Annotated in this window: 14 protein-coding genes and 1 tRNA gene; 13 read left to right on the forward strand and 2 right to left on the reverse strand. The window is 64.6% G+C overall.

Features of this window, described 5'->3' with window-relative positions; translation table 11 throughout:
- The first annotated feature begins 64 nt into the window (after window positions 1–64).
- The 11 genes from KK137_RS02110 (at window position 65) to KK137_RS02160 (ending at window position 10,285) form a co-directional block, all read left to right on the forward strand.
- Window positions 65–1,177 carry an ATP phosphoribosyltransferase regulatory subunit gene (locus KK137_RS02110; protein WP_214534398.1) on the forward strand — a complete coding sequence of 371 codons (1,113 nt, stop codon included), beginning with the start codon at window positions 65–67 and terminating at the stop codon, window positions 1,175–1,177.
- An 84-nt stretch (window positions 1,178–1,261) separates the two neighbouring features.
- Window positions 1,262–1,669 carry a hypothetical protein gene (locus tag KK137_RS02115; protein ID WP_214534399.1) on the forward strand — a complete coding sequence of 136 codons (408 nt, stop codon included), beginning with the start codon at window positions 1,262–1,264 and terminating at the stop codon, window positions 1,667–1,669.
- Window positions 1,670–1,761: 92 nt separating this feature from the next.
- A complete protein-coding gene (locus KK137_RS02120) occupies window positions 1,762–3,051 on the forward strand; it encodes an adenylosuccinate synthase (protein WP_214534400.1) in 1,290 nt (429 codons plus the stop codon).
- A gap of 36 nt (window positions 3,052–3,087) precedes the next feature.
- Window positions 3,088–3,819: a class I SAM-dependent methyltransferase gene (locus tag KK137_RS02125; RefSeq protein ID WP_214534401.1), complete on the forward strand. Its 732-nt coding sequence runs from the start codon at window positions 3,088–3,090 to the stop codon at window positions 3,817–3,819.
- Window positions 3,820–3,855: 36 nt separating this feature from the next.
- Complete coding sequence (locus tag KK137_RS02130; protein ID WP_214534402.1) at window positions 3,856–4,353, forward strand: L,D-transpeptidase family protein; 498 nt, start codon at window positions 3,856–3,858, stop codon at window positions 4,351–4,353.
- A gap of 54 nt (window positions 4,354–4,407) precedes the next feature.
- Window positions 4,408–5,400, forward strand: a complete 993-nt coding sequence (locus tag KK137_RS02135; RefSeq protein WP_214534403.1) for a helix-turn-helix domain-containing protein — start codon at window positions 4,408–4,410, stop codon at window positions 5,398–5,400.
- Between the two features lie 209 nt (window positions 5,401–5,609).
- Window positions 5,610–6,374: an ABC transporter substrate-binding protein gene (locus KK137_RS02140; RefSeq protein WP_214534404.1), complete on the forward strand. Its 765-nt coding sequence runs from the start codon at window positions 5,610–5,612 to the stop codon at window positions 6,372–6,374.
- The gene (locus KK137_RS02145) at window positions 6,368–7,354 is read left to right on the forward strand and encodes a FecCD family ABC transporter permease (RefSeq protein WP_214534405.1); all 987 of its coding nucleotides are present in this window, start codon (window positions 6,368–6,370) and stop codon (window positions 7,352–7,354) included. The genes KK137_RS02140 and KK137_RS02145 overlap by 7 nt, the downstream gene beginning before the upstream one ends.
- Window positions 7,351–8,133: an ABC transporter ATP-binding protein gene (locus KK137_RS02150; RefSeq protein WP_214534406.1), complete on the forward strand. Its 783-nt coding sequence runs from the start codon at window positions 7,351–7,353 to the stop codon at window positions 8,131–8,133. The genes KK137_RS02145 and KK137_RS02150 overlap by 4 nt, the downstream gene beginning before the upstream one ends.
- Before the next feature lie 179 nt (window positions 8,134–8,312).
- Window positions 8,313–10,154, forward strand: a complete 1,842-nt coding sequence (locus KK137_RS02155) for a TonB-dependent receptor plug domain-containing protein (protein WP_214534407.1) — start codon at window positions 8,313–8,315, stop codon at window positions 10,152–10,154.
- 55 nt (window positions 10,155–10,209) lie between these two features.
- A tRNA-Val gene (locus tag KK137_RS02160) sits at window positions 10,210–10,285 on the forward strand.
- 23 nt (window positions 10,286–10,308) lie between these two features.
- Here the strand turns inward: KK137_RS02160 and KK137_RS02165 are convergent.
- Window positions 10,309–11,082 carry a dioxygenase family protein gene (locus KK137_RS02165; protein WP_214534408.1) on the reverse strand — a complete coding sequence of 258 codons (774 nt, stop codon included), beginning with the start codon at window positions 11,080–11,082 and terminating at the stop codon, window positions 10,309–10,311.
- 4 nt (window positions 11,083–11,086) lie between these two features.
- Window positions 11,087–11,671: a TlpA family protein disulfide reductase gene (locus KK137_RS02170; RefSeq protein WP_214534409.1), complete on the reverse strand. Its 585-nt coding sequence runs from the start codon at window positions 11,669–11,671 to the stop codon at window positions 11,087–11,089.
- A gap of 16 nt (window positions 11,672–11,687) precedes the next feature.
- On the opposite strand from KK137_RS02170, the gene argH reads away from it, so the two are divergent.
- Together argH and KK137_RS02180 are read left to right on the forward strand one after the other, a co-directional pair.
- A complete protein-coding gene (gene argH / locus KK137_RS02175; protein WP_214535897.1) occupies window positions 11,688–13,064 on the forward strand; it encodes an argininosuccinate lyase in 1,377 nt (458 codons plus the stop codon).
- Window positions 13,061–13,306, forward strand: a complete 246-nt coding sequence (locus tag KK137_RS02180; RefSeq protein ID WP_214534410.1) for a hypothetical protein — start codon at window positions 13,061–13,063, stop codon at window positions 13,304–13,306. The genes argH and KK137_RS02180 overlap by 4 nt, the downstream gene beginning before the upstream one ends.
- Window positions 13,307–13,309: the final 3 nt, after the last annotated feature.

Here is a 13,309-nt window from a genome sequence, read left to right on the forward strand (position 1 = left end):
TGCAAGCGGCGCGAACGCCGTCACGACGCTTCCAACCCTCCAAGGCAGGCTCTAGGGGGCTCCAATGACTGATCCTGCCGCTGACCTTCTCCCTGAAGGGCTTGAAGACCGTCTGCCGCAAAGCACTGCGGCGGTAGCGCGCATCGAACGCGCGGTGCTCGGCGTCCTCGATGCGCACGGGTATGATCGCGTACGTCCGCCGCTGATCGAATTCATGCAATCGATGGCTCGGCGCATGGACGGAGTAAAGACCCGTCATCTGTTCCGCTTCGTCGATCCCAAGAGTTTGCGTACGCTGGCTCTGCGATCGGACATGACCGTGCAGGTCGGGCGCATCGCCGCGACCGGCCTGGCCAATGCATCGCGCCCCTTGCGGCTGTGCTACGCCGGCCAGGTCGTCAAGATTGCCGGCAGTCAACTCGATCCGCGGCGGGAAAATCTCCAACTGGGGGCCGAGCTTATCGGCAGCGATTCTGTCGCTGCCGCCGCCGAGATCGTCGAATTGGCGATTGCCTCGCTAGAAGCGGCCGGCGCCACGGGAATTTCGGTCGACTTCACCTTGCCGGATCTGGTCGATACCCTCGCGGTGCAGGAATTTCCGCTCACGCCCGAGCAAGTCGTGGCCGTGCGGCGCGAGCTCGACGCGAAGGACGCGGGTGGATTGAAAGAGGCGGGTGGGGAAGCCTACCTGCCGCTGCTCTACGCTAGCGGACCGTTCGACGAAGCGATCGAAAAGCTTGCCGGAATCGACACCGTCGGTGTGCTTGCCAGCCGGATCGAAGGGCTGCGGCAGATCGCGCATCGCGTTAGCGGCCGCGCTCGGTTGACGCTCGATCCCTCCGAACGTCATGGGTTCGAATACCAATCGTGGTTCGGGTTCACGCTTTATGCCGACGGCGTACGCGGCACGCTGGGCCGGGGCGGCACTTACAGCATCGGCGGCACGGACGAGGCGGCCACCGGCTTTTCGCTTTATCCCGAAGAACTGGTCGAAGCCGTCAAGGCCGAAGAGCCCAGGCAAAACACTGTGTTCCTGCCGTTGGGTCACGATCCGGCCGCGGGTGCGAAGCTGCGCGCCGAAGGTTGGCGCACGGTTGCGGCGCTGTCTGAGGCCGACGATCCAGCGCGGCTCGGTTGCTCGCATCGGCTTGAAGGAACCGCTCCCGTCGCCATCTAACGGCAGTTGAGCCACCGCCACCCGGAGCCTAGTGTTCTTACGGGTAATGCACGTTGGAAGGCTGTCGCTAGAGGTCGCACGCAGATGAAAGACCGGATCCTCGCAGAGCCAGCCTTCGGCCTGGGCGTTCTGGTATGGATCGTGGCGGCTACGCTGTTTCCCTACCAGCTGGGGATGAGCAATGCCCCATTCCTGGCCTTCATCCTCTATCTGACGATAGCCGGCCACTTGCTCGCGGTAGCCGATGCTCTTTTCAACTCGGCCACCTACCGATCCTTTGGTGACGTCGCTTTCCAGGGACTGTTCTGGGCAATCGGCCTGTCTATTCCGGCATTTGCGGCGTTCCTGATCGGCGCTTCGACCGCACCTGTGACAGTGGCCTTCGAGGACGACCTTTGCCGCATGGCCGGCTTCTCCCACATCGAGGGTCACCCCGAGGCTGCCCTTGAAGAAGCGCTCGAGCCTACGGAGGGTTGCGAGACTGAGAGTTGAACCGGCCGAAATGTCGGTCTGTGTGCCTTGCCCTTGATCGCCAAGCGGCCTAGGGCCGCGCGGGTTTTTGCACGCAGGAAGGCACGTCTCCTTTGGCCAACGTTACCGTGATCGGCGCCCAGTGGGGCGATGAGGGCAAGGGCAAGATCGTCGACTGGCTGGCAAGCCGGGCAGACGTGGTCGTGCGCTTCCAGGGTGGCCACAATGCCGGGCATACGCTGGTTGTCGGCAATACGACCTACAAGCTCAGCCTGCTTCCCTCCGGGATCGTCACCGGCACCTTGTCGATAATCGGCAACGGCGTGGTGCTCGATCCTTGGGCGCTCAAGGCGGAGATTGAGCGGCTTGAAGGGCAGGGCGTGAAGATCACCCCGGCGAACCTCGCGATCGCCGACAACTGCCCGCTGATCCTGCCTGTTCACAGCGAACTCGACGTCATGCGCGAAGCGGCCGCGGGCAAGGGCAAGATCGGCACTACCGGGCGCGGCATCGGCCCGGCTTACGAAGACAAGGTCGGACGTCGTGCGATTCGCGTGTGCGACCTGGCCCACCTTCACGAACTCGAACCGCAGCTCGACCGTCTCTGCGCTCACCACGATGCCTTGCGCGCCGGCTTTGGCGAACCACCGATCGACCGGGCGGCGCTGAAGGAAAAGCTCCGGGAGATTGCCCCCTTCGTGCAGCAGTACTCGCAGCCGGTGTGGATGCGCCTGCGGGAAGAGCGCAAGAAGGGCTCGCGCATCCTGTTCGAAGGTGCGCAGGGCGTGCTGCTCGACGTCGACCACGGGACTTATCCGTTCGTCACCAGCTCCAATACGGTCAGCGGTTCGGTCGCCTCGGGTAGTGGCCTCGGCCCCGGATCGGCCGGCTTCGTGCTCGGCATCGTCAAAGCTTACACCACTCGCGTCGGTTCGGGCCCGTTCCCGACGGAATTGTTCGATGCCGATGGCCAACGCCTGGGAGAGCGGGGGCACGAGTTCGGTACGGTCACGGGGCGCCAGCGCCGTTGCGGCTGGTTCGATGCGGTCCTGGTGCGGCAGAGTTGCGCCATCAGCGGCGTGACCGGCGTCGCGCTGACCAAGCTCGACGTGCTCGATGGCTTCGAAAAGATTCGCATCTGCACCGGCTATCGCCTCAAGGGCGAGGTGATCGATTACCTGCCGGCCAATGCCGCCGATCAGGAAGCGCTCGAACCGGTTTACGAGGAAATGGACGGCTGGAGCGAGACCACCGCCGGCGCGCGTCGCTGGGCGGACCTCCCGGCCCAGGCGATCAAGTACATCCGCCGGATCGAGGAACTGATCGAGTGTCCTGTCGCTTCTGTCTCGACCAGCCCGGAGCGAGACGATACCATCCTGGTGCGCGACCCGTTTGAGGGTTGAGCCTGAAAGCCACTGCGCGGAGAGATTGCTGCCCCAATGACATCCCGCGAAAAGACAAGCTTTCTTCCGCTGGAGACGATCGGTCCCGATCGTCCCCTGTCGGAAAAGGCCCTCACCATAGCCTGGGGTGCGATCCAGTGGCCGTGGCTGCTGCGGAGCCTGTGGGGCGGCAAGCTGGCCGACAAGCAGGCGCTGCTCGACAAGCTCGGCTTGCCGCATGACGCGCTGCCTCACCTCGGCAGCTGGAAAGCCGACACCTGGTTCCTTTGGCGCATGGTCGAAGCGATCGAGAAGCTGCGCCCGCGCGAGGTGGTGGAACTGGGCTGCGGCGCCTCAACGCTGGTGCTGGGCAAGGCGCTGGAGATCAACGGCGGCGGGCGCTTGACGAGTTTCGATCAGCACGCCGATTTCGTGGTGTCGACCGGCCAATGGCTGGAAAGCCATGGCGTGCAGGCGAACATGCGCCACGCGCCTCTGGTGGAAGATCGGTCGGAATGGTCTCACACCTGGTATGAGCTTGGCTCGGTCCCGCGCGAGATCGACTTGCTGGTTATCGACGGTCCGCCCTGGTCGCTCAACCCGTTCATCCGCGGACGTGCCGAACTCCTGTTCGACCGCATCGTGCCGGGCGGGATGATCCTGCTCGACGATGCGGCCCGACCCGGAGAGCGCGTGGTGGCCCAGCGTTGGCGGCGCGACTGGCCCGACTTCCGCTTCACCCTGCTTCCGGGCGCCAAAGGCACGCTGGTCGGCGAACGGCTTCGTTGATTGCGCGGCAGCAGCGGCATCGGGCATAAAGGGCCCATGCGCTGGATCCGGCTGCTTTCACTTTCCCTTGCCCTGGCCGGATGCGGACCGGCCCAGGCCGAAGTCGAAGACCTGCCGCTGGCCGACTATGTGCGGGTAGACAAGTCGGAGCGGGTCCTGACGCTCTATTCCGGCGGCAAGCCCTACCGCACTTACCAGGGCTTGCAGCTTGGCGACGCGCCGCAGGGTCACAAGCGATTCGAAGGCGACGAGAAGACGCCCGAGGGTGTCTACTCTATCGATTACCGAAACCCGCAGAGCGCCTATTACCTGAGCCTGCACATCTCCTATCCCAACGCTACCGACACCCAGTTCGCCCGCTCGCGCGGCCGATCTCCCGGCGGGGCGATCTTCATTCACGGACAACCGAACTGGCTTCCCGAGGGCCGGCTTCCGGGGGACTGGACCGATGGCTGCATCGCTCTCGAAAACAACGAGATTGCCGAGCTTTGGCAACTCGTTCCGGACGGCACGCCGATTGAGATAACGAGCTGAAAATACTTGACTTGTTGGATTTTGTTCCTATGATGTTCTCATCTGGAGGAACTGATGCCGCAAGCCGATTTTCCCTACGCCTCCTTAGAGGAGCAGGCCGCCGGACCAGCCGGAATGCGACTTGCCGTGTCGATCTTCGCCGATCGGGAACAGGTCAGGGACCAGATTCGTGATGACACCATGGCGGCGGGCATGGCCCTTCGCGAATGTGGGCCCGTGGCGGCTTTGTTCGATGGGGAGGCGCGGCCTATCGGGGAAGTCGTACTGGTCGATTGCCCGCGAGCCGATGCGCCGGTTCTGGCGGCCTTGTCGCGGTTGGACTTGCGCGTGCACTCGGCGGCGCATCTGATCGTTTCCACCTCGATCGAGGCGCTGGATGACGTGTTTGCCTGTTGTGACCAGTCAGACGCGCAGATTCTGGTGGACCCGAGCCGGGCCGATCGCATCATTGCCCTGGGGCGGGCGCTCACTCGATTTTCCAATCTCCGCCTCAGAGAACTATCGGAAGAGGACCGCGTCACTTTGCTGCGGCTGATCGAACAGGTCGGCGAAATTGCTCAACGTCTCGACCAGTTCGGCGTGGGGCACGCTGCGATCTTTGGAGAAGGAAAGGCGTTCCGCGTCGAAAGCCCCGGTTCGGATTTTGCCGCGCAGGGGGGCAAAGGAAGCAAAAGGCTGGCTTCGGGCGTCAGCCCCACGTTGCCCGACGCACGGACGATCCGGCGGATCATTCGCAACCGTCACGCGCGGACGCGGTTTTTCGACGGCGCGCTGTTTGCCGACCCCGCCTGGGACATCCTGCTCGATCTCACGGCGGCCCGGATCGAGAGCGTCCGCGTCTCGGTGACTTCGCTCTGCATCGCGAGTGGAGTGCCGCCGACCACCGCCCTGCGGTGGATTGGCCAGATGATTCAAGCCGGGCTGTTGCATCGGAACGAAGACGATGCGGACCGCCGGCGCGCCTTCATCGCCTTGACCGATCGCGCCGCCCACATGATGGCCCGTTATTTCGCCGAGGTTGGGAGAAGTACGGCCAAGTTGACTTAGCCTGCGCTGGACCTTCGCTGACGGTCGGAGGATAAGCGCCCGCCAATGGATATCCGACGAACTTAGAGACAGGAGCGGCGCAAGGCATGTGTTGGGGGAGGCTTTGGTTCGGCGCCGTTGCGGCCTGCCTCACGGTGCTCGCTTGCATGACGGCTGCTGCTTCAAGCCGAACGGACGGGCGCCTTCCCGATGGCAAGCCTCAACGCATCATGTCCACGAACATGTGCAGCGATATTCTGCTTCTGATGCTGGTGCCGAAAGATCGGATAGCCTCGATCACCTACCTCGCGCACGATCAGGTGGAGGTCCTGATGCCGGGTGCAGACGCCGGTGTCGCGATCAACCACGGTTCGGCCGAGGAGGTCGTTGCACAACACCCCGACTTGATCCTCGCGAGCCCCTGGTCGGCCTCAGCAATGCGGCGCCTGGCAGGCAAGGTGCGGGCACCGTTGATCGAAATCGAGGCCGCCAACAGTTTCGACGATATCCGGCGCATCACCCGGCAGGTCGGGAGGGCAGTTGGGGAACCTGGACGGGCCGAAGTGCTGATCGCCGAAATGGACGCCAAGCTCGCCCTGCTCGATCGGGACCGACCCACGCGTCCGATCGAGGTCGCGGCCTGGAGCAGTGGCGATACCGTACCCGGTGCGGGCACCCTGACCGATGAGATCATCCGGCGAGCCGGCGCGGTCAACCTCGCGCGGCGCATGCCCGATGCAAGCTATTCAACCTTCGGTGTCGAGGAGCTTCTGGCCGCGCGACCCGATGCGATAATGCGCGGCGAAGACCGCTACGACGGTCCTGCCCTGCGCGACGCGGTGTCGGAACACCCGGCGATCCGCAAGGCCTACGCCGGACGGCGAATTTCCTACCCGGCCTCGCTCTATGCCTGCGGCCTGCCGCAATCGGCCGACGCCGCACTTCAATTGCGCGCGGCGCTGGCCAAAGTCCCACAAGGCGGTGTGAGGTGGTAGGCCGCGCGGCCTGGCCGCTGCTGACAGCCGTGCTTCTCGTGGTCGGCGTGCTGCTCTCGCTTGGCACTGGAAGGGTATGGCTCGACCCTGCGGTACTGGCGGGCAGCCTGTTCGAACCGAAGCCCAATCTGCCCTGGCTGATCCTGTCCGAACTTCGCATGCCCCGCACCGTCCTTGCGGTCCTCGCGGGAGCTACGCTCGGCCTCGCGGGCGCCGCACTGCAGGGCCTGTTGCGCAATCCGCTTGCCGAGCCCGGCCTGCTCGGGGTCTCGCCGGGTGCAGCGCTTGGTGCTGTGATTGCAATCTATTTTGGTCTTTCGGGCTCCTTCGCCCTGGCCACGCCCATGCTCGGGATTGCCGGCGCCCTGGCTGCCGCCTCGTTGACCTTAATGGCAGGGAGGGGCGGTACCTTGACCATGATCCTCGCCGGTGTGGCAGTCTCGGGCCTGATGGCAGCGGGGCTCAGCCTCGCCCTTAATTTCGCTCCCAACCCCTATGCGGCCTACGAGATGACGATCTGGCTGCTCGGCTCGCTCGCGGACCGGGATTGGAGCCAGGTTCTGTTGGCCGCGCCCTTCATCCTTGCCGGCTGGGTCTGCCTGGCATTGACCGCCCGCGACCTCGACGCGCTGACCTTGGGCGAGGCGCAAGCGCAAAGCCTCGGGATCGATCTCTCGCGCACGCGCTTTTTGGCACTTGCCGGTACGGCGCTCTCTGTAGGAGCGGCCACGGCCGTGACGGGAACCATCGGCTTCATCGGTCTGCTGGCGCCGCACCTCGTCCGGCCGTTCGTGGGGCATCAGCCAAGCCGGGTTCTGCTCCCCTCTGCCCTGTTCGGGGCGATCCTTCTGCTGTTCGCCGACGTCGCGACGCGGATCATTCCGACGGCCCAGGAAGTGAAGTTGGGCGTGTTGACGAGCCTCGTGGGTACGCCCTTCTTCTTCTGGCTCGTTGCCCGGCTGAGGCGAATGTCGCCATGAGCCGGATCGAAGCCGAGGCGGTCACTGTCGAGCGGGCGGGGCGAGCCATCGTCGACGGTGTGAACTTGCAGATCGAAAGCGGTCAGTTGGTCGCCCTTATCGGTCCGAATGGCGCAGGGAAGTCGACGCTGCTGTCGCTCCTCGCAGGATTGCTGCGGCCCGATGGCGGCTCGGCGAAGCTCGACGGCGCCGCGCTCACTTCGATCGATCGCCGCAAGCTCGCTCAAGTCCGCGCCTACTTGCCGCAGAATCCCCGCGCCGAATGGCCGGTATCGGTCGAACGGCTCGTGGCGCTCGGGCTGCTGCCCCAGCTGCCGGCATTTGGTGGGCTTCCTGCTCACATGCATGCGCGGGTGGCCATGGCCCTCGAGGCGGCCGACCTGACAAACCATCGCGACCAGCCCGCGACGACGCTATCGGGTGGCGAACTTGGCCGCGCCATGCTCGCGCGCGCGCTGGTGGGCGATCCAGAGGTTCTCCTGGTCGACGAACCGCTAGCCGGCCTCGACCCGCGACACGCGCTCGATGGGATTATCCGCCTCCGCGCTCTCGCCGATGAGGGGAAGCTCGTTATCGCCTCGCTTCACGACCTGACGCTGGCCGCCCGCTATGCCACGCACGTGGCGGTGATGAGCGGCGGGAAGCTTGCCGCCTTCGGTCCAACGTCCCTGACACTGACCGCCGCGCTTTTGCGCCAGGTGTTCGAGGTGGACGCGTGCGTCACCGGCGCCGGCACCCCCACGGCAACAGTCGATTTCGTCCCGCAAGCCGCGTTGTAACGACGGCATTACCGTAAATAACTTTGCAGAGAGGAGCGTTCGGCGGCATCGGCGGCGGCGATCATTGCGGCAAAGCAGAATTCAGGGGATTCATGGGGGCCATCGTCCGAGCATCGAGCAACCGTAAGCGAGTAGCGCGACTGTTTGCGTTGGTCTTGCTTCCGGCGACCTCACCCGCGTTGGCACAGGACGCCAACACGATAGTGGTCACCGGCACCGCCATTCCTGTCGAACGGGTGCAGATCGGCAATACGCTCACCGTCATCGAAGGTGAGACGATCGAAGCGCGGCACACGGCCTACCTGCAGGATATCCTGCGCGAGGTGCCCGGTGTGGCTGTCAGCCAGGGTGGCTCGTTCGGTTCGCTGACCCAGGTCCGAATCCGCGGCGCGGAAGCCAATCATGTGTTGGTGCTGATTGACGGCATCGAGGTTGCGCCCGTGGGCTCGGGGGAGTTCGACTTCTCCACTCTCCTCGCGGACAACATCGAGCGTGTGGAAATTCTCCGCGGCCCGCAGAGCGGCCTTTACGGCTCGAACGCCCTGGCCGGCGTGATCAACGTCATCACCAGGGGTGGGGACGGACCCGCCTTCGATGCCGCCGCCGAGTACGGCAGTTACGACAGTCTGTTCGGCCGCGCCGGCATGACCGTGGGCGATCGGGACACCTTCGTTTCCGCCGCCGCAATCTACCGCAAGACCGACGGCTTCAGTTCGGCCGCCATCGGCACCGAGCCAGATGGTGATCGCAACCTGACACTCTATTGGCGCGGTGGAGTGAAGCTTGCCGATACGGCGCGCGTCGAGGCATCGCTCAGGTTTGTCGACAAGGCCACCGACACGGACGGCTTCGACTTCACGGGCGGACCGCAGCAAGGCCTGGCCATCGACGACGACAGCTATTCCGACACTCGCAACTGGTCGGGCGGCGTCGCCTTGACCCTTGAACCCATCGACCGCTGGGAAAACGTCCTGTCCGCCGCCTATTCGGGTGATGAGAGCACGGGTGGGTTCGGCACGATCGACAGTTTCGGCAGCGAAGGTGGGCGCCTGACCCTCTCGGCGCGCAGCTCGTTCGGCATCGATACCCCCTCCTTCGCCGGTGCCGTTCACAACGTGACGATCTTCGCGGAACACGAGGAAGAGAGCTTCCGTAACACCTTTCCCTCCGATCCGAGCCAGGTTGCGCGACAGGAGCGCAGCCTCCTGGGTATCGGCGCGGAGTATCGCCTCGACCTGTTCAGGAACCTGTTCCTGCGCGCAGCCATCCGTCACGACGACAACGAAGCGTTTGGCGACGCGACGACTTACAGCGTCGCGGGATCGTGGGTGCTCGGCTCGACCCGACTTCATGCGAGCTACGGGACGGGCGTGACAAACCCGACCTTTTTCGAACAGTTCGGCTTTGTCCCAGGCACTTTCGTGGGCAATCCCGACCTAGTGCCAGAGCGCGCCAAGGGCTTCGACCTTGGGGTCGAGCAGCGCTTGTTCGACGATCGGGTCCTGATCGACCTGACCTATTTCAACTCGACGCTCGAAAACGAGATCGTCGACCAGTTCCCGAGCATCGGCAATGACCTGGGCGAGAGTACACGCGAAGGCGTGGAGCTAAGCGCGCGAATCGATCTCGGGCCCGTCAGTATCGGCGGCAGCTACACCCATCTCGACGCCGAAGATGCCGACGGTAGTCCCGAAGCACTGCGGCCGAAGAATCAGGCAAGCTTCGACGTGAACGGAACCTTCGGCCCAGCGAAGCGAGGCCACTTCAGCGCCAGCCTGATCTACAACGGCGAGCGGCTCGACAACGACTTCCGCAACTACTTCACCAACGGCTTCGTGGCGGAGAAGACCGCTCTCGACGCCTACACGCTGGTCCGGATCGCCGCCGGCTACCGGATAAGTGATAAGCTGGAGCTGTTTGGCCGCTTAGAGAACGCGCTCGATGCGGACTACGAGGAGGTTCTTAGCTACGGAACTGCGGGCCGGGCCATCTACGCCGGGTTGAAGTTCGTCCTTCCCTAGACCAACAGGCGTTGACCTGCGGCGAAGACGCGCTATCTCGCGGCTTCCGATTTTAGGGCGGTTAGCTCAGTTGGTAGAGCATCTCGTTTACACCGAGAGGGTCGGCGGTTCGAGCCCGTCACCGCCCACCATTCGCGATCCAGGCGGCTTCGATCTAACCCAGCGCCACCTTGGCCACTCCTCGGTACCCGTGTGCCAGATCCCCAGTTAGCACCACAGTCTGTCGTGCCTGCCCGGCGGCATCGGCATCGCCGAAAACGAAATCTCGGCCGATGGGCAGTCGCTCTAGGTTGCTCAGCGAGTCGCCATATCGAGCGTCGTTGAGGTAGATTGCGCGGCATTCCGCTTGGGGGAAAGCCAGTTGCGAGACCAATAGCGGGCGCGCACCGCCAACGGCGGCCTCGGCGCTCTCGAACACTTCGAAGTGGCAATGGGGATAGCGACCGCCGTAGCATCCCGGCACGATGCTGGTGAAGCGGACGCGGCCTTTCGCATCGGCAGGCTGCAGACCGCGGAGGTAGTTCGTCTCTGCGTGGGTGTAGAGGGAATAGGCGCCCTTTGCGTCGTTCTGCCATAAGTAGATTGCGTGGCCCGGAAGGACGCCACAAGTCGCACCGACGATTTCGATCTCCAGTTCGAACGGCACGCCTTCCGCGGTTCCCGACATGCCGGCAAACCCTGAGCGAATATCGCGCCTGATCACGCCGTCCAGATCGAGGACGTTGATCGGCCGTTGCGATCCGTTGCTGCCGTCCGCCGGGAATGGGCCCTTGGTCTCCGTCGGTGTGGCCATGCAAGCTGTCGCGCCATCCTGGGCTCCCGCCCTGGATCCGCAACCCGCCAGCACGCCACCCAGCCCAAGGGCGATGCCACCGAGCACGCGCCTGCGGTCCATTCCGGCGGCAAGGTCGCGGCTCAGCTGGGACATCGTGTCATCCCTTTCCTGACGTCGCTTCCGCTACCAGTCGGTGCGCCTCGGAACTGGACCAGTCGAAGCCGCCCATGATGCGCCAGACTTCCTTGCCTTCGGCATCATAGAGCACGGTCAACGGCAGGGCCGCGCCGCCGCCGTAAGCGATCGGCAGATCGTTCTTCTGGTCGATCCACTTCGGCAGGTTTGCGAGTTTTCGCTGGGCGAAGAACGGTTCGACCACCTCGGCGCCCTTCATGTCCTGGCTGATGGTTACGACGCGCACGCTGTCGCCCAGTTCAGCGGCAAGCTTGTCGAGCATCGGCATCTCCGCAACGCAGGGGACGCACCAGGTGGCCCAGAGGTTCACCAGGGTCGGTTTGCCCTTGAGGTCCGCCATCGCCAGCGTCGTGCCGGAGGGGTCGACCAGCTCCACCGCAGGAAGGGCTTGGCCGGCAAAGCTGCGGTCTAGGGTGCCGGTGAGCTGGGCATCGTTTTCAGCCGAAGCGTCTTCCTGCGGTTGCGCGGGTTCGGTGCTTTGCCTATCGCAGCCCGCGACGACGAGGGCGATAACACACGTGAGCAAGAACGACGGCGAACGGGGCATTGCAGGCTCCAACCAGATGTGGGGCGGGCGCTTCGCGGAAGGGCCCAGCTCGATCATGCGCGAAATTAACGCTTCGATCCCGTTCGACAAGGCATTGTGGCGCCAGGACATCGCGGCGAGCAAGGCTCACGCTGCGATGCTCGGTGCTTGTGGGATCGTTTCGGCGGAGGACGCCAAGGCGATCGAGGCAGGCCTCGACAGGGTCGCCGCCGAGTACGAGGCGGAAGGGGTTCCGGAGGACTGGTCGCTCGAAGACATCCACATGACCACCGAGAGCCGGCTGGCCGAGCTGATCGGCGCAGCGGCGGGCCGCCTGCACACGGGGCGCAGCCGCAATGACCAGGTAGCGACCGACTTCCGCCTTTGGGTCCGCGATGCGATCGACCAGGTCGACGCTGGACTCGAGGCGCTCCAGCGCGCTCTGGTAATGCGCGCTGCCGAACATGCCGACAGCATCATGCCGGGCTTCACTCACCTGCAGACAGCGCAACCGGTCACGCTGGGTCATCACCTCATGGCCTATTACGAGATGTTCCGGCGCGACCGTTCGCGGTTCGCCGATGCCCGTAAGCGCGCGAATGAATCGCCGTTGGGGAGCGCGGCGCTGGCGGGGACCGGCTTCCCGATCGACCGCGAGATGACCGCGCAAGCGCTAGGTTTCGACAAGCCGACCGCGAACAGCCTGGACTCGGTATCCGACCGCGACTTCGCGCTCGATTACCTGATGTCGGCGGCGCAGTGTTCCCTGCACCTCTCGCGGCTGGCGGAAGAGTTCATCATTTGGGCGAGCCAGCCCTTCGGTTTTGTGCGCTTGCCGGATTCGCTTTCGACCGGCAGTTCGATCATGCCGCAAAAGAAGAACCCCGACGCGGCGGAATTGGTGCGCGGCCATGCCGGACGCATCGTTGGCAGCGCGGTGTCGTTGATGGTGACGATGAAGGGCCTGCCGCTCGCCTATTCGAAAGACATGCAGGACGATAAGCCGCCGGTTTTCGAAGCCGCAAGCCTTCTGAGCCTGTCGGTCGCGGCGATGACCGGGATGGTCGCGGAAGCGCAGTTTCGGACCGATCGGATGCGCCAGGCGGCAGAGCTCGGCTATGCCACCGCGACCGATCTCGCCGACTGGCTAGTGCGCCAGGCGGGCATTCCCTTCCGTGAGGCGCATCACATCACCGGCGCCGCCGTGAAGCTGGCGGAGAGCCGCGGCATCGCGCTCGAGGCCCTGTCTCTGGCCGACTTGCAGGCCATCGACGCCCGAATCGGGGAGGGCGTCTACGCGGCGCTTTCGGTCGAGGCCTCGGTCGCTGTCCGGGCGAGCCACGGCGGCACCGCGCCCGTCGAAGTACGCAAGCGTATCGCCGAGGCGCGTGAAGCGCTAGGTATGGGTGGATGACTCGTCTTCGCGTTCTCGTGCTCCTTGTGGGCTTGGGCCTCGCAGCCTGTGGTAGCCAGCAGGACCTGAAACAGGCGGCTGGGCAACCCTTGCCGCCCACTCCGTTCGCCCGGAACGAGCCCGAGACTTCAGCCGAGTTGCTGGAGCCCAACACACAGGCCGTCCCCACTCGCAATGTCGAATTGCGACAGCGCTCCGAAGAGCGCGAGGACGACCCGTTCGACCTGCCGCCCGAAGGGTAAAGA

The organism is Croceibacterium selenioxidans (assembly GCF_018599195.1).
GTDB classification, from domain to species: domain Bacteria; phylum Pseudomonadota; class Alphaproteobacteria; order Sphingomonadales; family Sphingomonadaceae; genus Croceibacterium_A; species Croceibacterium_A selenioxidans.